21 protein-coding genes and 2 pseudogenes are annotated in these 22,416 nt (G+C 36.7%); 14 read left to right on the plus strand and 9 right to left on the minus strand.

Translation table 11 applies throughout. From position 1 onward, the window contains the following. The first annotated feature begins 85 nt into the window (after positions 1-85). Positions 86-2,041: a DNA topoisomerase (ATP-hydrolyzing) subunit B gene (gyrB, locus tag IPP61_10300; protein ID MBL0325555.1), complete on the plus strand. Its 1,956-nt coding sequence runs from the start codon at positions 86-88 to the stop codon at positions 2,039-2,041. A 49-nt stretch (positions 2,042-2,090) separates the two neighbouring features. Here gyrB and IPP61_10305 read toward each other — a convergent pair whose 3' ends face one another. Then, entirely contained in the window at positions 2,091-4,037 is a 1,947-nt protein-coding gene (locus IPP61_10305) for a hypothetical protein (GenBank protein MBL0325556.1), read from the minus strand. Between the two features lie 250 nt (positions 4,038-4,287). Between IPP61_10305 and IPP61_10310 the strand changes: the two genes are divergently transcribed. Continuing rightward, complete coding sequence (locus tag IPP61_10310) at positions 4,288-5,976, plus strand: AMP-binding protein (GenBank protein MBL0325557.1); 1,689 nt, start codon at positions 4,288-4,290, stop codon at positions 5,974-5,976. Between the two features lie 54 nt (positions 5,977-6,030). Next, complete coding sequence (gene yidD / locus IPP61_10315) at positions 6,031-6,279, plus strand: membrane protein insertion efficiency factor YidD (protein ID MBL0325558.1); 249 nt, start codon at positions 6,031-6,033, stop codon at positions 6,277-6,279. Here yidD and IPP61_10320 read toward each other — a convergent pair. Next, on the minus strand, positions 6,276-7,253 hold the full coding sequence (locus IPP61_10320; protein ID MBL0325559.1) for a sulfite exporter TauE/SafE family protein: 978 nt from the start codon (positions 7,251-7,253) through the stop codon (positions 6,276-6,278). The genes yidD and IPP61_10320 overlap by 4 nt on opposite strands. Positions 7,254-7,385: 132 nt before the next feature. Here IPP61_10320 and IPP61_10325 point away from each other — a divergent pair, with 132 nt between their 5' ends. After that, on the plus strand, positions 7,386-7,799 hold the full coding sequence (locus IPP61_10325; protein MBL0325560.1) for a hypothetical protein: 414 nt from the start codon (positions 7,386-7,388) through the stop codon (positions 7,797-7,799). On the opposite strand, the gene IPP61_10330 is transcribed toward IPP61_10325, so the two are convergent. After that, a complete protein-coding gene (locus IPP61_10330) occupies positions 7,796-8,275 on the minus strand; it encodes a helix-turn-helix transcriptional regulator (GenBank protein MBL0325561.1) in 480 nt (159 codons plus the stop codon). The two genes, IPP61_10325 and IPP61_10330, sit on opposite strands and share 4 nt — an antisense overlap. 141 nt (positions 8,276-8,416) lie before the next feature. Here IPP61_10330 and IPP61_10335 point away from each other — a divergent pair, with 141 nt between their 5' ends. Further along, positions 8,417-9,316 (plus strand): hypothetical protein, encoded by a 900-nt coding sequence (locus tag IPP61_10335; protein ID MBL0325562.1) that lies wholly within the window; start codon positions 8,417-8,419, stop codon positions 9,314-9,316. A 2-nt stretch (positions 9,317-9,318) separates the two neighbouring features. Then, positions 9,319-10,857 (plus strand): phosphatase PAP2 family protein, encoded by a 1,539-nt coding sequence (locus IPP61_10340; protein ID MBL0325563.1) that lies wholly within the window; start codon positions 9,319-9,321, stop codon positions 10,855-10,857. Between the two features lie 66 nt (positions 10,858-10,923). Here the strand turns inward: IPP61_10340 and IPP61_10345 are convergent. Then, positions 10,924-12,212 (minus strand): annotated as a pseudogene (locus IPP61_10345) (ATP-binding protein). A gap of 177 nt (positions 12,213-12,389) precedes the next feature. Then, positions 12,390-12,989 (minus strand): YigZ family protein, encoded by a 600-nt coding sequence (locus IPP61_10350; protein ID MBL0325564.1) that lies wholly within the window; start codon positions 12,987-12,989, stop codon positions 12,390-12,392. Between the two features lie 62 nt (positions 12,990-13,051). Here IPP61_10350 and IPP61_10355 point away from each other — a divergent pair, with 62 nt between their 5' ends. The 5 genes from IPP61_10355 (at position 13,052) to IPP61_10375 (ending at position 15,587) form a co-directional block, all read left to right on the plus strand. Next, positions 13,052-13,543 carry a peptide deformylase gene (locus IPP61_10355; GenBank protein ID MBL0325565.1) on the plus strand — a complete coding sequence of 164 codons (492 nt, stop codon included), beginning with the start codon at positions 13,052-13,054 and terminating at the stop codon, positions 13,541-13,543. A gap of 45 nt (positions 13,544-13,588) precedes the next feature. Further along, the gene (locus IPP61_10360) at positions 13,589-14,044 is read left to right on the plus strand and encodes a DUF1569 domain-containing protein (GenBank protein ID MBL0325566.1); all 456 of its coding nucleotides are present in this window, start codon (positions 13,589-13,591) and stop codon (positions 14,042-14,044) included. A 96-nt stretch (positions 14,045-14,140) separates the two neighbouring features. Beyond that, entirely contained in the window at positions 14,141-14,422 is a 282-nt protein-coding gene (locus tag IPP61_10365; GenBank protein ID MBL0325567.1) for a DUF1778 domain-containing protein, read from the plus strand. Beyond that, complete coding sequence (locus tag IPP61_10370; GenBank protein MBL0325568.1) at positions 14,422-14,925, plus strand: GNAT family N-acetyltransferase; 504 nt, start codon at positions 14,422-14,424, stop codon at positions 14,923-14,925. Before IPP61_10365 ends, IPP61_10370 begins: the two co-directional genes overlap by 1 nt. 50 nt (positions 14,926-14,975) lie before the next feature. Further along, entirely contained in the window at positions 14,976-15,587 is a 612-nt protein-coding gene (locus IPP61_10375; protein ID MBL0325569.1) for a hypothetical protein, read from the plus strand. A gap of 43 nt (positions 15,588-15,630) precedes the next feature. On the opposite strand, the gene IPP61_10380 is transcribed toward IPP61_10375, so the two are convergent. After that, the gene (locus IPP61_10380) at positions 15,631-15,858 is read right to left on the minus strand and encodes a ferredoxin (GenBank protein ID MBL0325570.1); all 228 of its coding nucleotides are present in this window, start codon (positions 15,856-15,858) and stop codon (positions 15,631-15,633) included. Continuing rightward, positions 15,851-16,705: pseudogene (locus IPP61_10385) on the minus strand (U32 family peptidase). Before IPP61_10385 ends, IPP61_10380 begins: the two are co-directional and overlap by 8 nt. A gap of 215 nt (positions 16,706-16,920) precedes the next feature. Here IPP61_10385 and IPP61_10390 point away from each other — a divergent pair. Next, positions 16,921-17,391 (plus strand): GNAT family N-acetyltransferase, encoded by a 471-nt coding sequence (locus IPP61_10390; protein MBL0325571.1) that lies wholly within the window; start codon positions 16,921-16,923, stop codon positions 17,389-17,391. Between the two features lie 97 nt (positions 17,392-17,488). Here the strand turns inward: IPP61_10390 and IPP61_10395 are convergent, their stop codons facing one another. Then, positions 17,489-18,430: a GTP-binding protein gene (locus IPP61_10395; protein ID MBL0325572.1), complete on the minus strand. Its 942-nt coding sequence runs from the start codon at positions 18,428-18,430 to the stop codon at positions 17,489-17,491. Position 18,431: 1 nt separating this feature from the next. Continuing rightward, entirely contained in the window at positions 18,432-20,195 is a 1,764-nt protein-coding gene (locus tag IPP61_10400) for an ABC transporter ATP-binding protein (GenBank protein MBL0325573.1), read from the minus strand. A 336-nt stretch (positions 20,196-20,531) separates the two neighbouring features. On the opposite strand from IPP61_10400, the gene IPP61_10405 reads away from it, so the two are divergent. Then, a complete protein-coding gene (locus tag IPP61_10405; GenBank protein MBL0325574.1) occupies positions 20,532-20,837 on the plus strand; it encodes a helix-turn-helix domain-containing protein in 306 nt (101 codons plus the stop codon). A 277-nt stretch (positions 20,838-21,114) separates the two neighbouring features. Beyond that, positions 21,115-22,410: a hypothetical protein gene (locus tag IPP61_10410; GenBank protein ID MBL0325575.1), complete on the plus strand. Its 1,296-nt coding sequence runs from the start codon at positions 21,115-21,117 to the stop codon at positions 22,408-22,410. The last annotated feature ends 6 nt before the right edge of the window (positions 22,411-22,416 follow it).

Here is a 22,416-nt window from a genome sequence, read left to right on the forward strand (position 1 = left end):
ATTTTTGTAAATTATAAATTGATTATAAATAACTGGATTTTTCAGTCGAATAAAAACAGAATCTTATACTATTTTAAAAGAATTTATGGCAGATCAGCAAAATAAGCAAGACTACTCCGCAAATAATATACAAGTTCTCGAAGGATTAGAGGCCGTAAGAAAGAGGCCTGCCATGTATATTGGCGATATTGGTTTTAAAGGACTCCATCATTTGATTTGGGAGGTTATCGATAACTCAATCGATGAAGCGATGGCCGGATATTGTGATACCATTCATACCATCATTAATCCTGATAATTCTGTAACTGTAAAAGATAATGGCCGGGGTATTCCAACCGGATGGCATGAAAAAGAGCAAAAATCGGCTCTGGAAGTTGTAATGACGGTGCTACATGCCGGTGGTAAATTTGATAAAGATACCTATAAAGTTTCAGGTGGTTTACACGGTGTGGGTGTGTCTTGTGTTAACGCACTTTCTACTGATTTGAGAGTGGTTGTACACAGTAGAGATGGTAAACTTTACGAACAGGAATATAAAATTGGTAAGCCTCAATACCCTGTAAGAGAAATTGGAACAACCGACCATTCCGGAACGGAAGTTACATTTAAGCCTGATGATACTATTTTTCAGGTTACAGAATTTAAATATGAAACCGTAGCCAATCGTATCAGAGAACTTTCTTTTTTGAATAAAGGAATCAAATTGACTCTGACTGACATGAGAGACCTCGATGAAAATGGTAATCCCAAATACGAGGAATTCCATTCTGAAGGCGGTTTGATTGAATTTGTAGAATACCTGGATCAAAGTCGTGAAAGGTTGATTCCAAAGCCAATGTGGATGGAAGGGGAGAAAGACGGTGTGCCTGTTGAAGTATCGATGATCTACAACTCCTCTTATTCGGAAAATGTATCTTCTTTTGTAAACAATATTAATACCCCCGAAGGTGGAACACACGTTTCCGGCTTCAGAATGGCTCTGACCCGTACTCTGAAATCTTATGCTGATAAGTCGGGTCTATTGGCAAAAGAAAAAATAGAAATATCCGGTGATGACTTTAGAGAAGGTTTGACGGCAGTTATTTCTGTGAAAGTTCAGGAACCACAGTTTGAAGGACAAACCAAATCAAAATTAGGTAACTCTGAGGTGACTTCGGCAGTAAGTAGCTGTGTGCAGGAAATGCTCGAAAACTACCTGGAAGAAAACCCTAAAGATGCCAAAACCATCGTAGATAAGGTAATTCTTGCTGCCAAAGCACGTATTGCTGCCAAAAAAGCCCGCGAAATGGTGCAGCGTAAAAATGTTTTGATTGGCTCAGGACTTCCCGGCAAACTCGCCGACTGTTCTGAATCTGACCCTGCACTTTGTGAAGTATATCTGGTTGAGGGTGACTCAGCTGGTGGTTCAGCAAAACAAGGACGTGATCGAAATTTTCAGGCTATTCTGCCACTTAGAGGTAAGATATTGAACGTTGAAAAAGCCCAGGAATACAGAATCTATGAAAATGAAGAGATAAAAAATATCTTCACTGCAATGGGTGTTCAAATGGGAAAAGACGGAGATGAGCGTGCCCTTAATCTGGACAAATTGCGTTATCACAAAATCATCATCATGACCGATGCGGATATTGACGGTAGCCATATCAGGACTTTGATTTTGACTTTCTTCTATCGTTTTATGAAAGAAATCATAGAAAGAGGTTACTTGTATATAGCAATGCCACCACTTTATCTGATCAAAAAAGGTAAGGATGAAGAATATTGTTGGACCGAAGATCAACGCCAGGCTGCTGTAAAAAGGCTTGCAGGCGGTGGAAAAGAAGATAGCGTAGGAGTACAAAGATACAAAGGTCTGGGTGAAATGAACCCTGAGCAGCTTTGGACAACGACCATGAATCCAGAGTTCAGAACCTTGAAACAAGTGACTATTGAATCAGCCACAGAGGCCGATCACTTGTTCTCGATGCTGATGGGTGACGAAGTGCCACCTCGCAGAGACTTTATAGAGCGTAATGCAAAATACGCCAATGTAGATGCCTAAACGATAACCTTAGACCATAAACAGAGCGGGCCGGCAACGGTTCGCTTTTTTATTTTCCGATTTTTGAATCTTCTTTTTTTGCGATTTTTTGACTGGGATAAAAAAAGGTAGTTCCCTCAAAAATAAATTGTCGTAAAAGCTTCGAAACCAAAAGCTTAATTTCGTTGAATTTAGTACCTCTTGAAAGCAATGCAATGGTAATGGAGAGTCCAAAAGAAACCATTACATTGATGAGTCCAATCATTGCAATCCCTGCAATTGAATTAATAATTATATATTGATTTGCCTGATAATTCATGGCTTCAAATGCTAAACCAAAGTTACCTGAAGCAAATGTAATATGCCTGATATCCAAAGGAAAACCTAGGGCTTTGCCTAATGTAGAGGTACTACCCAGCATAATACCCAGGAAAATATTTCCGCTTATTCCACCAATATTTCTTCCCAAATAGGCCGTAAATTTTTTCATACGGTCGGTTCCGAAAATTCTAACCAGGTTGGGATTTTTGGCTAACCTTTTTTGGAAATTGTGATATACCCACAGATTTTCATAATATCCTGAAACCAGGCCGGATAGCATAAGATATATGCCTGCAATCGCTGCATGAAATACTGCCGGACTTTTGAAAATATTCAACTCCGTGATGAGGGTATTGGCTTTTTCTACGGTAGCTATGTGAGTACCTGTCAAATAGAAATAACTCCAGGCGATTCCCACTGCCACTGGGAATGCAATGATGGCATTTCCTACTAACGAAATAAACTGACTTCTGATTTGTCGGGTCAGGAGTTTTGTGGTCTTATTAAGCCAGTCAGGGTTTTTACCATTATTACTTAAACTTTCTGCGATTGTAGAAGCCGTCATGGCCGGCTGTTTGGTGGCAAGAGTTAATCTCAAAAGGTGAATCATTACGAATCCGCCTGCATAATTTAGGCTGTATAAAAAAGCAGTCCAGAATGCAGGGAATTTGAAAAAGTAAATTGATGTCTTGTACCAACATAAAAATGCCACAATTACACCGCCTCCCAATGCCTTGCCAAACAGGTTCCAGTATTCTTTAGGTGTGGAAGCAATATAGTTTTCTCCTGATTTTGAGGTGTTTTCGACAATTTTAAATGACAAAAATTCCAGATTGGAGGTGAAGTGTTTTTTGATGCTGTATTTTGTGTTTTGTGTTTGGACCAGCTCTTTTAATATTTTTGCCGATATCTCAGCTTTTTCATTTGCAGATCCTGAAGCCATCCATTTTAATAGGCTCTCTAATCTATTTAGGTACTTTTCTAATTTTCTAATCAGTATGGTCATTCTCAGCGAAATTCCATATTTTTCTTTGTGGATATAGAGTAATTTAATCTGAGAATCGCATTGTTTCATCATCACTATTACCTGGCGGTAATCGCTTTCCCAATCATTTTTTTTCATATCGGGATTTCTCAGAATTTTTTCAACCAATATTGTCGTATCGCGGTTAAGACCAATAAATGGAGACTCCAGATCATCAAAATTGGAGATTTTGGATACTACTTCGTTTTCAATGCCGATTGAAGCGATTTTTTGTGCCAAAACAACAATTGAATTCAATATTTCCTTTTTAATAAATCTTTGGCCTGCAGGAGTTTGAGGGAATTTTAAACTTAAAAATATTTTAGCCAAATCCTTATCTGGGATTTTATTTAACCATAAATAATCATTTTTTCTGGAAAAACAATCGTTTAAAATTTTTGTTAGTTCTTCATTATCAATGATTTCTGGAAGAATTTTTTTTCCGATTTTACTGAATAATTCGCTCAAAAAACCTTCATTGTGGCCGATTCCTGATTCGGTAAGCAAGCTTACATATTTTTTGGAGGTGGCAAAATCATAGATTTCTTTTTCAAGGACATTCTTTTCATTTTCTGAAAATACCGAAACAAAATTCTCACTGAGAAATGAAAAATCTGTAGTTTCTCTTAGTATGCCAATTAACCTGTTTATAGCATCTGAGGCGTTTTTCATTCAATGAAATATTTTGATATTATTTTGATAACATTTTTTGGTCAAAAAAGAATTCAAACTTTCTCTCCTAATATACAGTTTTCATCTAAAAACTTTTCGGATTTGGAGAGCCTTGGTTTATTTTTGCTCGTTGACCAATATTTTAGATAAATTATATAATAATTTGAAAAAAAAATTGGATTTTTCCTTATTCAAAACATTACTAAAACTTATATTTGCAATATAAGACTTTCAACCTAAAACAAATAATATGTCAAAGAGCCCTAGTGAATATCCCTGGTTAAAACATTACCCTAAAGGCATACCGGCTGAATTGAACCCCGATGCCTACCCGTCTTTGCTTGAACTGATGGAAGAAGGCTTTGAGAAGTTTTCGGAACAACCGGCCTATTTTTTTATGGGTAAAAACCATACCTATAATCAAATAGAAAAAAAATCCAGAGATTTTGCTGCATATCTGCAAGGTTTAGGCTTAAAAAAAGGTGACAAAATCGCGATTCAAATGCCCAATTGCAGTCAGTATCCGGTGGTTTTGTATGGAGCATTACGAGCAGGGTTAACAGTAGTTAACACTAACCCGCTTTACACTCCCCGCGAAATGAAGCATCAGTTTGTTGATTCGGGGGCTAAAGCAATTGTAATTGTAGCAAATTTTGCTTTTAATCTTGAAAAAGTAATTCTAGAAACAGAAATAAAACATGTAATCGTTACAGAGCTCGGCGATATGTTGGGTTTTCCGAAAAGGCCAATCGTTAATTTTGTTGTGAAAAACGTCAAAAAAATGGTGCCACCCTACCATTTGCCTGGCCGGGTTACTTTTTACAAAGCCTTACAAATCGGGAGCGGACAAACTTACGCCCGCCCTCAGCTCAATGGTGATGATTTGGCCTTTATACAGTACACTGGTGGTACTACGGGGGTATCAAAAGGTGCAGAACTAAATCATAGGAATATGGTGGCCAATACAGTGGGTATTTACCATTGGTTTAGCCCGGTAATGCATTTTGACTTACCACGTACCATACTTGGGGCTTTGCCATTTTACCATATTTTTGCTTTGACTGTCAATGCTTTTTCTACTTTCAAGCTTGGTTTTCATAATATCATGATTGTGAATCCAAGAGATCAGAAGGCTATGTTGAAAGACATGAAAAAGCACAATATTTTTATTTTCCCGGGGCTTAATACCCTGTTTAACTCACTCCTACATAATCCCGATTTTCTTGCTTTGGATTTTTCTAATCTGAAAATTACAATTGCCGGAGGTATGGCTTTGCAAAAATCAGTTGCAGAAGCCTGGCAACAAGCTACTGGTTGTAGTGTGACAGAAGGATATGGGCTTTCTGAGACAGCTCCTGTGCTTTCGGTGAATCCTGTGGATGGAACTCACCAGTTGGGTACTATTGGAGTGCCTTTTCCATCAACTGACATGCGAATATTGAAAGAAGATGGCACTTGGGGAGCACCCGGAGAAATTGGTGAAATATGTGCTCATGGCCCTCAGGTGATGAAAGGTTACTATAAACGGCCTGATGAAACTGATAATGTGTTTATTACGGATGAAAATGGTCGAAAATTTTTCAAAACCGGTGATATTGGTTTGATGCAGGAGGATGGATATTTCAAAATTGTTGACCGTAAAAAAGATATGATTTTGGTTTCGGGATTCAATGTATTTCCAAACGAGGTGGAAGAAGTGGTGTCACAGTGTCCGGGAGTTTTGGAAGTTGCCTGTATCGGTGTGCCAGATGAAAAATCAACCGAAGCTGTTAAGATTTTTGTCGTAAAAAGTGATGCTTCTTTGACCGAAGAAACAGTGAGAGCGTTTTGCAGAGAAAATCTTACTGCCTATAAATGCCCTAAATTTGTAGAATTCAGGACCGAATTGCCGAAAACCAACGTAGGGAAGATTCTAAGAAGGGAGTTGAGAGACAATTAAGAACTTAAATTAGATTATTTCGGTTATCAAAACAGGCTTTTCGCCTGTTTTTTTATGAATTTTTTATCAAAAATATTAAGTAAGTTTCTGATTTTAATCGTAAGGATTTATCAGATTGGAGTTTCTCCTTATTTCCCGGATTCTTGCCGGTATCAACCTACATGCTCGCAGTACATGATTGACAGCATTAAGGAATGGGGCGTATTAAAAGGTACCTGGTTAGGTCTGAAAAGGCTTGCTTCCTGCCATCCCTGGGGTGGACATGGGTGGGATCCCGTAAAGAAAAATCCTCACAAACACTAAATTTCCTTTTTTCTGATTTTGGAAAGAAAATGAAATAAACTAACTCCTGTCAAAATGGTGAAGCCCGACATTAGGCTTTGCTCAAAATTGGGTTTAATCACCCAAATTGCTCCTATAAACTGTATTACGAGTATAAAATATAGAAAGCCTGCAATTGCTTTGCGTGGGAGTTTTGACATTACAAATGAGCCCAAAGGAGCAAAAATAATCACAAAAGGTATGCACACCAACCACATTTCGTAGGCTTCAGTCTGAAAATCTCCTATGATATTTTTATGTAGAAAAAATCCCAGAATAGTCTCCAGTGTCATTATAATAATGGAAGAAGGAACGGCCACTTTTTCATTGATTCCGTAATAAACGGTCATCAGGCAAAAAGTGAAAATATTAATGCCGGTTCCAAAAATAGAAGAAATGACTCCGCCAATCACACCAAAAAAAATCAGGTTCAGTGCATCAGAAGAAGTAAAATTTCTGATTGTGTCCAGAACATGCCGGTCAGTTTTTCGGTTTTCGTTCCAAAGGATAATTCCAAAACTCAACCAAAGAGATACGAAAAATAGTTTCGCAATAGGAGGTGAAATCAATGGAACCACCCAATATGTGCCTGCGATAAGCCCGAAAACCCCTCCCAGAGTTACATATTTTATATATTTCCAATCAACACGTACTTTTAAGCCTAGAATTAATAATGAAGCAGAGGTCATACCAATACTCTGAATGGCAAAGGCGAAGTTACGGGCGACGTCGGGCGAAATTTTTAGAAGCAGCGTAAAAATCGGATATGCAATGGCTGCACTGCCTTCCGGGCTGGAACCTGCAATGAACGAACCGAAAATCATGGTGAGCAATGCCCAAAAATGTTTTCGGTAAAGACTGATGATGTCAAGGTCACTAACGGAGAATCCCCATACAGCCAGGGTGACCGTAAAAAAAACAATGTACAAATAAGGGAGTCGTTTTAGCAAAATTATTGTTGAATAAGTGAAAGCAACAAATATATGGCTTTGTTTGAATTTTCGGAAATTTTTATTCTTTAGTCAAATGCCAAATTTCTTTTATTTTTGTAAAAATAATATTGGGAATTCAGAAAACCCTAAGAATATATGGCAAAGTCTGTTGATGTTTTAGACCGTTTAAATGAGCAATTGGAAGCACTGAATAATAAAATGTCGGAGTTTGCATTGCATCAGATTAATATGATTGAAAACTATGAGGTATTGATGGAGAATCAAATTAAAGTAGCTGAAAATCACGATGTTGTGATAGGGAATCAGAATAAAATAATTGAGAATCTTGGTATTATAATTCATAATCAATCTGCAATAATTCACAATCAATCCAAGATTGTCAAAAATCAGGCTTATCTTAAAACTTTCTTATATGCTCAGATTGAAATCCTTACAATACTGACCAACCGGCCAAAAATCGAAATAGAAAAGGAGGTTACAAGTTATTTTGAGAATGCGAAAATCGAAATTTCCACAGGATTTGAAAATCCAATAGGCGAAGGGCGTTAATCTTTTTGGATAAGTTTTATCTTTTCTTCCAATAATATAATCTGGTTTCTTAGTAATTCTATTTCCGATAACTTGCTGTTTTTTAGCTGGTCATGGAGTTTTAACTGGAGTTGAAGCGACTCGGTCTTCTGTTTGTAAAGTCTGATTTCAAGCTGAAGTTCGGCTTTTTGTTTTTCCAATACTTCTGCATATTCCAGTGTTTCTGCCAGCATTTTTGGCATAGATTCCGTAGATTTTATTTTCACATCATTTTTATCAGAAAAATCCAGAATTTCGGAATATTCCATATTTTCAATACTAACATTGAAGAAATCCGCAATCTTTCTGCAAATAAAAATAGTAGGAGAAAATTTCTCATTTTCATAGTCAGAAATTGCACTTTTGCTGACATTTATTGCACTTGAGAGGTCTTCAAGGGTTATTTTCTTGTATTTTCTCAAGTTGCGTAAGTTTTCGGCGAAATAACTTTTTAACATTTTTGTAAAATTTCTTTTTCCAAAATTTTGGATTTTGAATCGTACTTTTCTAAAATTGTACCACGAATATGAGTAAAAATACAAGATATTTATATTGTTTTTACAGAATTCTGGAAAAAATGAAAATTAAACCTTATTTGAATGAATAAAAAATTACTATTGCTGTGGTTAATCTTTATTACCACCTTTTTGAAATCTAATGCTCAATTGCCACATGATGCCATATACATGGGTAAAAATATAGCCTGTTTTGCAATAATGGGTGAACAAAGTAGCTGGAACAAGTACTGGGAAAACAGCCTCAAGCGTGAGAATCTGAATATCGGTACACTTACTGTGCGGTCGGTAATGCCCATGGTGGCAGTGGGACTTACCAAAAGATTAAATGTACTTGTGGGTGTACCCTATGTAAAAACTGAGGCTAGTGCAGGTAACCTTTTAGGACAAAGTGGATTTCAGGATATGGCTATTTGGGTGAAATACAAATTAATTCCTGCTAAAACCGGTTTTTCTTTAAATGCCATTGGAGGCGTTTCTACACCTGTGAGCAATTATGTACCTGACTTTCTCCCACTCTCAATAGGAATGGGCAGCAAGACCGTTACCGCCAGGTTATTGGCAAATTATAAGACTAAAGTGGGCCTTTATGGCAGTGTTTCAGGAAGTTACATTGCCCGTGGAAATGTGAAAGTTGACCGGGATTCTTATTTCTCAAATGGCCAATTGTATAACACCAACGAAGTGGTTGTTCCAAATGCTTCCGACGCTGCTTTTAGATTGGGCTGGCTTAAGAAAAAGTGGCAGGCAGAGCTCAATTATGAGTTATTTAGTTGTTTGTCAGGCGACTATATCAGAAGAAACGATATGCCGTATCCAACCAACAAAATGAGTATGAAAATGGCTGGAGCTTATATTAAATTCCAACCCAAAAATATTGGATTTAATGCTCGTATGAGTAAAGTGCTGAATGGTCAAAATGTAGGTCAATCTACCATTTATTCACTTGGGTTTTTGTATCAACTAAATAACATTATCAAGTAATTATGAAAAAGCTGTTTATATATTTTTGTTTGTTTTTTTTTGGAGGTTTTGTCTTTATCTCATGTGATAATGAGATTGAGGAACCTGAGGTTTTGGCCTATACTCCTACCTCTATTGATGCTTTTGGCGGCACATGGAAAACTTATGTGTTGGCATCGCCTGTGGAAGTAGCAGTGCCTGAGCCAGCCGCAGTAAGCTCCAATGAATATAAAGCTGAACTTGCCGCTGTAAAAAATAAAGTAGAGAGTCTGACTGCCTCAGAAAAGGAAACTGTTAAGCACTGGGGAGTCGGTTCAGTGTATCGCTGGAATGAGATTGCCCGGGAACTTTCCGCTAAGTACAATTTGCCACCGGCGTCCAACGCTGAGGGCAAATATCCTGTGCCTGATGCTGCCAATCCATTGGCTGATCCTAAGTTCCCGTTTGCCAACCCACCATACGCCTCCCGAGCTCTGGCATATTTGAGTGTGGCACAATTTGATGCTTTGGTAAGTACCTGGCATTATAAGTTTAAATATAATCGTAAGTCAGCATCAAAAAATGATGGCACAATTTCGACTTTGTTGCCTGAAACCAATCTGCCTTCTTATCCATCAGAAGAAGCAGTGGTTGCTTCGGCCTCTTATGCAGTTTTAGTGGCAATGTTTCCAGGTGAAGTGCCTTACTTGGATCAAAAGTTAGCAGAAGCTCAGAAAGTGGGAGTTTTGGCAGGGAAAAATGTAGAGAGCGATGTAAAAGCAGGTTTAGATCTTGGAAAAGCTGTTGCTGCCAAAGTAATGGCCAGAGCAAAAACCGATGGTATGTCGGCATCCAATAATCAGGCAGTAACTACAGGAATGATTGAAAATGCTAAGAAAATGGGAGTAAAAAGCCCATGGGTGAGTCAGGAAATGCCTTTGAGACCGCCTATGTTGCCAAATTTTGGCTCAGTAAGCACCTGGAATTTTGATAAGGCTACGATGGTAAAAATCAGACCGGCAATTCCTTTTCTGGAAAATACGAGTGAATTTGAAAAAGACATTGCCGAGTTGAAATCAATCCAAAAAAATCAAACGAGGGAACAAGCCAGGATCGCCAACTTTTGGGCGGATGGCCCCAGTAGTTACACTCCTCCAGGTCATTGGCACAGATTTGCTGCCAATGCCGCTATTGAGGCAAAATACAGTGAAATCAGAATGGCCAGAACACTGGCATTGGTTGGAACGGCCCTGATGGATGCAGGTGTGGCTTGTTGGGATACAAAATATTACTATTATACGCCCAGGCCCCAGCAATTTGGATTGAAAACATCTGTTGGCTTGCCCAACTTTCCATCCTATACTTCGGGGCATTCTACTTTTTCTGCAGCCGGTGCAACAGTTTTGTCGAGTATTTTTCCAGAAAAAGCTGAACTATTTAATAAATACGCTCAGGAGGCATCCAATTCTAGAGTGTTTGGCTTGATTCATTACAGAATTGATTGTGAAATGGGTCTAAAACATGGAAAAGTAATAGGAGAATATGCCATTGCCAGAGGAAAATCCGATGGTAGTCAACTATAAGACATTTTATTTCATAGGTTAATTGTTTCGACTGACGCAGTTTTGTGTCAGTCGATTTTTTTATTCTTAGGAAAAATAACTCTCTGCCGCGTATAAGGGTATATTTGTAAGTGTTTCTTCATGCCTTAATTTTGACATGGAAATCCTGTAACCTTTTTCAATATTAAATTTTTCTGTAAAAAATTTTAAACTTTTTGCTTTTAAGTTCTCCTCTGACTTTACTTCTATGGGGAATATTTCGTCTTTTTTTTCAATTAGAAAATCAATTTCTGCTCTCCCATCCTGATTTGACCAATAATATAATTCATGATTGATCCTAAGTTCCTGACAAACAAATTGCTCTGTCATGGCTCCTTTGTGTTCGGTTAAGATTCTATTTTTTCAAGAAGTATGGTTTTGTCAATATTTGCCATTGTATTTAATAGTCCAATATCTAGTAAAAACAGTTTAAAAAAATCATATTGAGCGTAGGATTTTAATGGGATTCCGGGCTTATCCAGTCCGTTAACTTTTATGAGTAATCCTGCATCAACCAGCCAACTTATCGCATTTTCAAATTCTTTTGCACGGGCTCCTTTTTTTATCTGTCCATAAATAAATTTTCTATTTTCTTTGGCCAGTTGACTTATTATAGAATTCCAAACAAGCCTTATTCGAGGTGTTATATCATTGGGTGCGTATTTCGAGAAGTCATTTTCATAACCTAAAATTATATTTTGTTGAATATTTCTAACCAAATCGAGGTTTTTATTTTCTATATATTCTTTAACAGCCTCCGGCATTCCTCCTACAAAGTAATAAAGGCGTAATAATTCAATAAATTTTTCGTGATAAGAATCGATAATGTCCCAATTTTGGTTTTTCAAAGTACCTGCAAGTTTTTCACCTTCAAGGTTTTGTAAAAATTCTTTGAAAGATAGCGGAAATAGCTTCATGAAATCAACCTTTCCTACAGGAAATGTATTCTTTTTTTGCATCGAAATACCCAAAAGTGAGCCAGCTGCAATGATATGATACTTTGGAGCATTTTCATAAAAATACTTCAAGGCTGTTAAGCCTTTAGGAGCTTCCTGTATTTCATCAAATATTATCAGGCAATTTTCAGCTTCTATTTTTTGATTGGTTTCAATTTCCAGAATTGAAATTATTCTGGATATGTTAAAGTCAGCATCAAATATTGTTTTAAGTCTTTCACTTGCTTCAAAGTTGGCATATATCACCTTAGCATATTCATTTTTACCAAATTCTTTCATAAGCCAGGTTTTACCAACTTGTCGGGCTCCTTGGAGTATCAATGGCTTTCTATTTGGTGAATGTTTCCATACTACCAGACTCTTTTCTAACTCTCTTTTCATGAAAAATGAATGCTATTTTTTACAAAAATACACTTTTCTGTACGAATAAATGTAATACTTTACACTTTTCTGTACGAAAAAATGTAATTCTATACATTTTTCTGTATGAAAGTATAATTGAAATGAGACGAATTTTGAAAAAAATATATGTAAGTATTTGGAAAATAAACAATTAAATCAAATTATCTCGATTTCAATATTCCAGAAATCAGTTAGCTCTTCTTTGATTTTTTCAATGTAGCTGTTTCTTACTTCCACAATGAGCCCACAGCGGGAGTCGTAGGTTTGTTCTTTTATGTTGAGTTGGAGTTTGCGGCACATAATCATGACGGCATTGGTTTGGTCAAAATCGTGACTGATTTTAATCAGACTGTTGATTGTTTTAGATTCGATTTCGGCTGCCAAAATAGCTTCTTTTGTGGCTTCTTTGTAGGCATTGATTAAGCCGGGCACACCAAGAAGAGTACCGCCAAAATATCTTACCACTACCGCAAGTGTGTCGGAAAGCTCAAAAGAATGAAGAGTATTCAAAATAGGCTTTCCGGCTGTGCCAGAGGGTTCGCCGTCATCATTGGCTCTGAAATTGTTTTCATCAATACCCAGTTTATAAGCAAAACAATGATGACGTGCTTTGGGATGAAGTGATTTTAAGTTTTCAAGATGAGCCTTTACCTCATTTTCATTTTTTATTGGAAAAATATACCCAAAAAACTTGCTGCCTTTGTCTTTGAAAAGGCCTTCTGAAGGTGCTTTCGGGGTTTTGAACTCGTCGGTCATTCTGCAAAATTAAGTCTTTAGCATTTATCATTTTACTATATTTAAAGCTAAAACCAAAAAATATGAAAACTACTGCCGATTTGTTGCTGCTGGGAGAGCCTTTGCTATATCAGGTTTCGGAAGTAATCAAACCTGAAGAACTAAAAGAAGTAAAAAGTTGGGTACAAGATCTGCATGAGGTTATTGAAGATATCCGTCGGAAATACAATTTTGGCAGAGCCATTGCCGCACCTCAACTGGGTAATATGAAACGACTGATTTATATGAACATTGATAAACCGATGGTTTTCATCAATCCTAAAATCATATCAAAAAGTGAGGAGATGTTTGAAGTTTGGGACGATTGCATGTGTTTTCCAAACCTTTTTGTGAAAGTAATGCGACATAAAACCATTGAAATTGAATATTTGGACGAAAATTGGGAAAAGCAAACCGTATTTTTCAAAAATGACCTTTCAGAACTATTCCAGCATGAATATGATCATTTAGAAGGTATCCTTTGCACGATGAGAGCTATTGACAATAAGTCGTTTCGGTGGAGAGTGATGAAATAGGAAAATAGCCGATTTTTTACTTTTTTTACATAAAAACAAACCATTATGAAAAACATATTTGAAAAAAGTACTACTGAGGAGGTAATCGCAAGAATCGAAAAATTGACTGCGACTACATCACCACTTTGGGGCAAAATGACCGTAAGTCAAATGTTAGCCCACTGTTGCGTGACTTACGAAATGCTTTTTGAACCGGAAAGATTTCCAAAACCCAATTTTTTGATGGGGCTTATGTTAAAATTTTTGGTAAAACCTACAGTTACCGGAAGTGTTCCTTACAAAAAGAATTCACGCACAGCACCGGCTTTTCTGATTACGGAGGATAAAGACTTCGAGACAGAAAGGAAAAGGCTGATAGAATTTTTACAAAAAGTGCATGCCTTGGGTGAAAACTATTTTGATGACAGAGAATCTCATTCTTTTGGAAAACTATCCAAAGAGGAGTGGAGTACCATGTTTTATAAACATCTCGATCATCATTTGGGGCAGTTTGGGGTTTGATTTTACTCTAAACAAGAAATTTGTACGGAAAATAGCTGTACAAATCTTTGATTCTTTTCGGATATTTTCCGTACATTTGTTGTAAATCAATTTATTATGAATGCTGTAGCACAAGAAAAAGCAAGATTTGACACAAGAATTTCTTTAGAACAAAAGATTTTGTTTGAAAAAGCAGCCTTGTTAGGTGGATACCGAAATCTTACAGATTTTGTGGTGGCCACAGTACAGTCTAAAGCGAAAGAAATTATCGAGGAAAGTGAAAAAGTGTTAATTTCGGAAATGGATAAAGAGGTGTTTTTTAAAGCTTTATTGCACCCGTCCAGTCCCAACGAAGCCTTAAAAGCTGCAAAAGAGAAATATAATAACCTGATTTCCTGATGGCTTATCTGACAGAACCACTTGATTCCACTCACAACAAAAGCACCTTTTCTTCCGGAAAAGATATGCTAGATAATTATTTTTGGAAACAAGCAGGACAAGATGTTAAAAGAAAACTCGCTGCCTGTTTCGTTGCTGTTGAAAAGGAATCAAAAAAGATTTTAGGTTACTACACTCTTTCCAGCAATAGTATTTCTAACGAATTAATCCCGAATTTTTTCAAAAAAAAACTTCCCATTTCATACGCCTCAATACCAACAATTTTGCTTGGCAGACTAGCGGTTGACAAGCATTTTCAGGGAAAAGGATTCGGAGCCATGCTTTTGATAGATGCTCTCAAACGCTGTTTTGATATTTCAGATTCAGTGGGTGCTTTTGCAATTATTGTTGATCCATTAGATGCATCAGCAGAGCAATTTTATCAGAAATACGGATTTACTAAACTTCCGGATAGTGGAAAAATGTTTTTGCCGATGAAGACCGTGAAGGGGTTGTTTGGGTGAGTAATTGATTTGTAATTAAATTTTTGTTGGTTTTTGGATTTGAAATAGATATGGCAAAATTCAAAATTTTTATTAGTAAAAGAAAAAACAGGTTAACAAGAGGATTAGTAATAAAATGGCTGGCGTTAATTTTTATTTTTCTGTTTTTTCTATCTGCAATTCTTAAAGGTGAAAATGATTTAAATGATTGGCAAAAAGTTTTAGGAATATTCGGTGGAGGTCTTTTTTTATTGGGAATAGTTCTAAAATTTTATGGAATGTTTAATTATGAAAATTTAAAAGGAGAGTTTAAGGGGTTCTTGGAATTTAAAAATGATGGGATTTTTATTGACGAAAAATTTTATGAAGTCACTAATATAAAGAATATAGAAATAATTAATGAGGACTATAAAGGGAAATTAATATTAAAATCGCGTTTAGATTTTGATAATTCATTATCAAATGGTGTTGACAATTTATTAAGGTTTTCTACAATAAATCCAGTTGAGAATATTGAGGTCTCTTTTCAGCAAAACGAAAAGTCAGAACTAAAACAAGCATTAGTGCCCTTAATTAAATATCATCAATTGGGTAAGATTAGTTTTTTAAAATTATTAGACAGTTTAAATATTTCAGATTACGATGAAATACAAACTTTTAAAGCATCAATAAATAGAATATAGCTTTTTTTTAAATTATCATATTAATAATTAACGCATTAGCCCATTAATTCTCCAACACCTGAATAACCTTCACCGGACAAGCCTCTGCGGCCCTTTTATTATCATCTACTTCATCAAAATCAAGCTCAACCTGATAAATTCCTTTTTTGTCTTTTCCACCGAGAAGAACCGCCTTGCCGTCTTTTTTTGACATACGCCATCTATTAAATGCAATCTCCACGCAGGCATTGCAACCAATACACCGCTGACGATAATGGAACATCTTAGGCATCGGCCGCAACAACTTTATAGAGTTTGTCTGAAGGGCGAATCTTCTCACCGATTCTCAAAGAAATGGTGTCGCCTTTTTTGGCTGAGTTAACCTGTGTTCCTTCGCCCAGTCTAATTTCCTCCACATCGGCTTCTATCAAGCCGGTGGTTGGCCCAGTGATGATGATTTTTTCACCTACATTGATATCGTGGCTTTCCATCACAAACTCACCCACACCTATTTTGTCAAAATATTTAACGCCTTTCCCGATGTAAATTTTACGGGTAGTGGCCACTGAGCCGTGTACATTGCTCCATTCACCCATTTTTCTGCCCAAATAGTAGCCATCCCAAAAACCACGGTTATAAACTGAGCTCAATCTTTCTCTCCAGTTTTCAATTTTTTCGGGCGTATAGGTGCCGTTTTCAAAAGCATCTACCGCTTCTCTGTAACATTGAGTGGTGGTGTAAACATAATCGGCAGCCCGCCCGCGACCTTCAATTTTCAGAACCCGCACACCGGCTTCTAATATTTTGTCCAGAAAATCTATCGTACAGAGGTCTTTGGCCGACATAATGTACTCATTGTCAATCTGTAGTTCTATTCCTTCTTCGTCAGTTACGGTATATTCTCTGCGGCAGTTTTGGATACAAGCCCCACGATTGGCGGAGGCATTGTGTGAGTGCAAACTCAGGTAGCATTTACCCGAAACCGCCATGCAAAGTGCCCCGTGAGCAAAAATCTCAATCTGCACCAAATTGCCCGACGGACCGGTAATATTATTACGTTCGATTTGTCTTACCATGTCACCAACCTGCTTGAGTGTGAGCTCACGTGCCATCACTACCACATCGGCATAGTCGGCAAAAAACTACCTGCTTTTATGGCTGCCATCATGGCTTCCCAGGAGCCGGCCGGAGCCATCACTTCAAACTTTGTATTTTTTTGCATTTCTTTTTTGTCTGTTATTAAACAGAAAACACGGGCGATTAATTTCCAATCAATTCAAGAATGCAAAATTAATGAATCATTTTTGTGTTTTTTTGATTGTTTTATTAGAATAAGGTTTGAGAAAAAGTATTTATGGAATTTAGACTAGCGGTTGAAAGTGATTTAGATGCAATATTGGAATTATACAAATCCAATATCCTTGCTAATAAGGACTACAACCAGGAGCAAAAAGAGGTATGGGCATCTTCGGTGAATAATCGGGAAATGTGGTTAAATAAAATTAAGGAGCAATATTTTTTGCTTGCATACAAAAATAATAAAATTTTAGGTTTCTGTTCTTTAGGACAGCGGGATTATGTCGAAATGATGTTTGTCCAAAAGGATGAATTTGGGAAAGGTGTTGCTTCAGGTCTCCTTCAAAATATTGAAACGGTTGCAAAATCAAATCAGATAACACAGCTTTTGGCTGATGTTAGTTTGTCGGGTCGAAGATTTTTCGAAAAAAGAGGCTTTAGGGTTTTAAGAACCAACAGGAATTTCAGGAATGGAATATATCTTAAGAACTACCGAATGAGAAAATTGCTAAAAGAGACAATTGATTAAATAATCTATTTTTAAGGGTAGATTCTTACAATAATGGCTTTCCCCAATACTTATCTATTTGTATTTTTTGAAAAAATGGATATAAAATTTTAAAAAATCAAGCCAGACATCCATTCAGTAGCTCTTCAAAAAACTCCCGGTTTAATTCTTTGCCAATAAATACGATTTTGCTTTGTCGCTCATCATCGGCAGCCCAGGGTTTTCCGCCACTAATACTCAGACTTTGCCCCACTGATTGTAAAATGAGTTTATGGTTTACATCCTTGCCATGAATTATGCCTTTGATGCGGTATAGGCCTTTTGCCTCAAAAACCAAATACCCAAAGAGCCTCATTTGCAATTCTTTATCATTAAATGGCTGATCAAAGTAAAAAGTATGAGATACTATTTTACCATGGTTAAAAGCCAGTCTTCTGCCGGGTTTCATCTTAAACTCAATATCCAGGTCTCTTTCTGTATTGAATATTTCTTTTACCGGAAAAATCATATCTTTTTCAGTGAATACTTTCAGAAATGGATTGATTCCCAGTAGTTTTTCTTCAATTTTTGTTAAATATTCAGGATTAACATTTACAGTTTTATTGAGTAAAATTATGTCACTGAATGCAATTTGTTTTATGGCTTCGTCGGTTTCTATGAGTTGATCCTCAATGAGTTCAGTGTCCACAAGACATATCACCCGCTTAACAGGAAAATCTTTTTTGATTTCAGAATGTGAGAAAAAAGGCGATGCCACAGCCGCCGGATCGGCAATGCCGGTAGTCTCGATAATCAATTCATCAAATTGATCGGTTTTCAGACTGAGCTCATTCAGAATATCATAGATTCCATCATTTAAGGAACAACACAAGCATCCATTATTTAACTCAAATATCTCGTTGTCAGGCTTGATAATTAATTCACCATCAATGCCTTCTTTGCCAAATTCATTTTCTACTATAGCATATCTTATACCAGGTCTTTCACTTATTGCCTGATTTAAGAATGTAGTTTTTCCTGCCCCTAAAAATCCCGTTAGTATGGTTACCGGTTTGCTCATTTCAAATTGTTTTTACTCTAATGTCCTGTCTTTCACCTATTTGCTGTCTCCACATTGCATAGTATAAGCCTTTCAGTTCCAGCAAATCCTGATGTTTTCCTTCTTCAATTATCCTGCCTTTTTCCAAAACATAAATCTTATCGGCATGCATTATAGTACTCAATCTATGGGCAATCATTACTGTAATATAACCTCCATTCTCAGTTACTGCCTTTACAGTATCAGTTATTTCCTGTTCGGTGAGTGAGTCTAAAGCCGAAGTGGCCTCATCAAAGACAAAGATTTTGGGATCTCTAAGCAGAGCCCTTGCTATTGACAAGCGTTGTTTTTCACCGCCTGATATTTTCATACCACCTTCACCTATTACAGTTTCAAGGCCGTTTTCGGCTCTGTTGAGCAACGTATGACAAGCCGCCATGGTTAGTTTTTCTAGCATCTCAGAATCAGTAGCATTGGGATTTACAAAAAGAAGATTTTCCCTGATTGAACCTGAAAAAAGCTGCGTGTCCTGAGTCACAAAGCCGATTTGATTTCGAAGGTCATCTATTGCCAGTTCATTAGAATTAATACAATTGTAATAAACAATTCCTTCTTTGGGTTGATACAAGCCCACCAGAAGCTTCACTAATGTGGTTTTGCCTGAACCTGAGGGTCCTACAAATGCCACAGTTTGTCCGCTTTCTACTTTAAAGTTAATGTCTTCAAGGGCATGACTATCGGCACTGCTGTGTTTGAAACTGACATTTTCGAAAGTAAGACTATTTACATCTCCCAAATGCTTCGGATTTTCAGGTACTTTTTCAAGAGGAGTTTTCAATAATTTATCGAAATTGTTCAACGAGGCCTCAGCTTCGCGGTAAGCTAGAATCACATTGCCAAGTTCCTGAAGTGGTCCAAATATAAAAAATGAATAAAACTGTAGAGTAAGTAGCTGCCCAACGGTCATTTCATTTTTAAATATCAGATATAGCAACACGAAAAGTATAATTTGGCGGAGAAGATTGACAAATGTGCCCTGAATAAAGTTAATTGACCTTACACCACGAACTTTTTTAAGTTCGAGTTTCAGAATTTTTAATGTATTTAATCTCAATCGATTAATCTCCTGATCTGCCAGTCCCAGGCTTTTTACCAGTTCTATATTCCTGAGCGATTCAGTCGTCGTACCAGCCAAGGCAGTTGTTTCTTTAACAATTGTTTTTTGAATTACTTTTATTTTTTTGCTTAAAATATTAGTCAGCGTGCCCAAGGCAAATGCACCAATAAAATAAACAGCAACCAAAAATGGATTGATATTGATAGCATAAATGACAACAAAGATGATTCCTACGATAGAAGTAAAGGCAACATTTATAAAAACCGTAATAAATTTTTCGGAGTCGGTTCTTACTTTTTGTAAAATTGAGAGAGTTTCGCCACTTCTTTGGTCTTCAAATTGTTGAAAAGGGAGTTGTAAGGTATGTTTCAGACCATCAATAAACACATCAGCACCAAAACGCTGAATCACGCTGTTCATCACATAATCCTGAAAAGTTTTGGCAATTCTACTCACCATAGCCACACCTACTATGGCTAAAATTAGAATGAAAACACCCTTTAGATATTCATTTTCGGCATATACATCAGGTTTTTTGGCATAATTATCAATAAGTTTTCCGAAAAAATAGGGATCCATCAATGAGAATGTCTGGTTGACAGCCGCCAGAAAAAATGCCAGAAAAACACCTTTTTTGTAATTTTTCAGATATTGGAGCAGTAATTTCATTCTGTTTTTCTTTTATAGGGTATAGATGTTTTAACACATTTACTTTTCGATAAATTCCTGAATATCAAACTATGCTTTTATTAACACAAAAAATAATATGATTTTCAAAAAAGTATTTTAAGAAATTGAAGAAAATTGATTGAAATATTTAAATAATTTCTGCAAATAATTCAATAATTGCTAAAAAGATATATATTTGCTAAAAAAGTATAGATGGCCTCAAATTATCCTCCTTGTCCTAAATGTGACTCTGAGAATATCTCAAAAAACGGAGTCATAAATTCAAAACAAAGGTATAAATGCCGTGATTGTCAGTACAATTTTACCGTTGAAAAAATGGGAAAAAGTATTGATTCTTATTATGTTGTAAAGGCACTTCAGCTGTACATTGAAGGGGTTAGTTACAGAGAAATAGAGCGATTATTGGGCATAAGCCATGTTTCAGTGATGAATTGGGTGAAGAAATACCACATCAAAGCTCCCAAACAAAATCTCATTACGCCGACATATAAAATATTGAATCACAAAGAGTTAGCTGAGTTTGTGTCCCGCCCGCAAAATGTTGAAGGAAAAGGAATGCTGATTACTGAGCTGGGTGATAAATTTATGGTGATTCAATGGAAACGAATTTCGTTTGGCTAATACTTAATCTATAATTTTAGTATAGATATTGAAAAAATCTTTTAATGAGCATAGGCAATTTATATTTGCTTATTTGCGATTTATCCAAAATAAAATTTTTTAAAAACTAAATATTGGCAAAATAATGTTGAAAAAAGGCGTTTCCGGATACTTTGACCTATTGTTTTGATAAATCTATATTAATTTAGCTTAGCTATATCAAATTTGTTGAGATTGTTTTTTCTATACAATATTTGTCATCGAAAAGTACAACAAAACCTCAATAAATTTAAACTCTATGAAAAGAACTGGATTTTTAACTATTATGATGATCACAAGCGTGATGGCTGGATTTTCTCAGGAAAAAAAAGAAGAGAAAAAAGAAGAGCCCAAACCTGCCGCTCCGGCACCAGCACCTGCTCCCGCAGTTGTTATAGGAGGTTTTATCAGAGCTGACTTTATCTGGGACTCAAGAAAGAGTGCTCAGGTAAGAGAAGATCATTTGAATTTGTATCCTTTAGATGTGGCTAAAGATGCTAGTGGCAACGACCTCAATGCAGTGCCACAATCCAATTTCCATTCGATTGTGTCGAGAATCAATTTGAAAGTCAATGGACCCAATGCTTTCGGTGCAAAGACTTCGGGCTTTTTTGAAGGTGATTTCTTCGGAAACTTTGAAGGAAGTATCGGCCTTTTTCGTTTGAGACATGCCAACTTGACAATGGATTGGACCAAAACCAAATTGACTTTGGGTCAATCATGGTATCCTCAGTTTGTTCCGGAGTGTTTCCCGGGAGTAGCCAACTTCAGTACAGGTATTTTATTTAACCCATTTGGTTGGGTGCCTCAGGCTAAACTTACCAAAGCACTTGGAAAGGACGTTTCATTCGCATTTACCTTGTATAAAGACCGTGAATTTACCACGGTGTCAGCCACCGGTGTACAAAACGAACCAGATGTAAACTCAGTGATTCCAACAATGCACGGTAATTTACAATACAAAAAAGGAAAAGTCTTGGCAGGTATCGGTCTGGAATATCGCTCATTGGTACCACGTACTACTATTACAGGTGGAACTCCGGCACAAACCATTGCCAATGACGCCAGACTCAATAGTACAACAATTAACGCTTATGCCAAATTTACAGGCAAAAAAGCTACTCTAAAAGCTTATGGCTTGCTTGGACAAAATGTAACACATCTTGTAATGTTAGGTGGTTATGTTTCACAAGCTGATGGTGCCATAAACGAAAAATATCTGCCGACAGCAACAAATTCGGCCTGGTTGGAAATCATGAGTAATAATCCTAAAGTGGCACCGGCATTATTTGTTGGTTATACAGTAAACAATGGAGCCAAAGAAGATGGAAAAACTGCTTATACCAGAGGGGTTACTTTGGATAAAAGATCTGTTAAAGATGTAACAAGAGTAGCAGGGAGAATAGATTTCAAACAAGGCAAAATAAAAATTTCACCTGAAATTGAATATACATCAGCCAATTGGGGACTTGCCAATAAGTCAGGAAAAGTAACAGGTGATCTTACCAAAGTCGGAAATGTAAGATTTTTATTGAGTTCAGTTCTAACGTTTTAATATCAA

The sequence above is a fragment of the Cytophagaceae bacterium genome (assembly GCA_016722655.1).
Classification (GTDB): Bacteria; Bacteroidota; Bacteroidia; order Cytophagales; family Spirosomataceae; genus Leadbetterella.

What these genes read in the sequence shown, in the direction of transcription:
- IPP61_10310 (MBL0325557.1), top strand. Translation starts at nt 4,288, where the DNA reads ATGTCAAAGAGCCCTAGTGAATATCCCTGGTTAAAACATTACCCTAAA.
- IPP61_10400 (MBL0325573.1), bottom strand. Translation starts at nt 20,195, where the DNA reads ATGAAATTACTGCTCCAATATCTGAAAAATTACAAAAAAGGTGTTTTT.
- IPP61_10370 (MBL0325568.1), top strand. Translation starts at nt 14,422, where the DNA reads ATGGCTTATCTGACAGAACCACTTGATTCCACTCACAACAAAAGCACC.
- IPP61_10335 (MBL0325562.1), top strand. Translation starts at nt 8,417, where the DNA reads ATGAATAAAAAATTACTATTGCTGTGGTTAATCTTTATTACCACCTTT.
- yidD (MBL0325558.1), top strand. Translation starts at nt 6,031, where the DNA reads ATGAATTTTTTATCAAAAATATTAAGTAAGTTTCTGATTTTAATCGTA.
- IPP61_10360 (MBL0325566.1), top strand. Translation starts at nt 13,589, where the DNA reads ATGAAAAACATATTTGAAAAAAGTACTACTGAGGAGGTAATCGCAAGA.
- IPP61_10405 (MBL0325574.1), top strand. Translation starts at nt 20,532, where the DNA reads ATGGGAAAAAGTATTGATTCTTATTATGTTGTAAAGGCACTTCAGCTG.
- gyrB (MBL0325555.1), top strand. Translation starts at nt 86, where the DNA reads ATGGCAGATCAGCAAAATAAGCAAGACTACTCCGCAAATAATATACAA.
- IPP61_10390 (MBL0325571.1), top strand. Translation starts at nt 16,921, where the DNA reads ATGGAATTTAGACTAGCGGTTGAAAGTGATTTAGATGCAATATTGGAA.
- IPP61_10325 (MBL0325560.1), top strand. Translation starts at nt 7,386, where the DNA reads ATGGCAAAGTCTGTTGATGTTTTAGACCGTTTAAATGAGCAATTGGAA.
- IPP61_10340 (MBL0325563.1), top strand. Translation starts at nt 9,319, where the DNA reads ATGAAAAAGCTGTTTATATATTTTTGTTTGTTTTTTTTTGGAGGTTTT.
- IPP61_10365 (MBL0325567.1), top strand. Translation starts at nt 14,141, where the DNA reads ATGAATGCTGTAGCACAAGAAAAAGCAAGATTTGACACAAGAATTTCT.
- IPP61_10395 (MBL0325572.1), bottom strand. Translation starts at nt 18,430, where the DNA reads ATGAGCAAACCGGTAACCATACTAACGGGATTTTTAGGGGCAGGAAAA.
- IPP61_10355 (MBL0325565.1), top strand. Translation starts at nt 13,052, where the DNA reads ATGAAAACTACTGCCGATTTGTTGCTGCTGGGAGAGCCTTTGCTATAT.
- IPP61_10375 (MBL0325569.1), top strand. Translation starts at nt 14,976, where the DNA reads ATGGCAAAATTCAAAATTTTTATTAGTAAAAGAAAAAACAGGTTAACA.
- IPP61_10380 (MBL0325570.1), bottom strand. Translation starts at nt 15,858, where the DNA reads ATGCCTAAGATGTTCCATTATCGTCAGCGGTGTATTGGTTGCAATGCC.
- IPP61_10350 (MBL0325564.1), bottom strand. Translation starts at nt 12,989, where the DNA reads ATGACCGACGAGTTCAAAACCCCGAAAGCACCTTCAGAAGGCCTTTTC.
- IPP61_10305 (MBL0325556.1), bottom strand. Translation starts at nt 4,037, where the DNA reads ATGAAAAACGCCTCAGATGCTATAAACAGGTTAATTGGCATACTAAGA.
- IPP61_10330 (MBL0325561.1), bottom strand. Translation starts at nt 8,275, where the DNA reads ATGTTAAAAAGTTATTTCGCCGAAAACTTACGCAACTTGAGAAAATAC.
- IPP61_10410 (MBL0325575.1), top strand. Translation starts at nt 21,115, where the DNA reads ATGAAAAGAACTGGATTTTTAACTATTATGATGATCACAAGCGTGATG.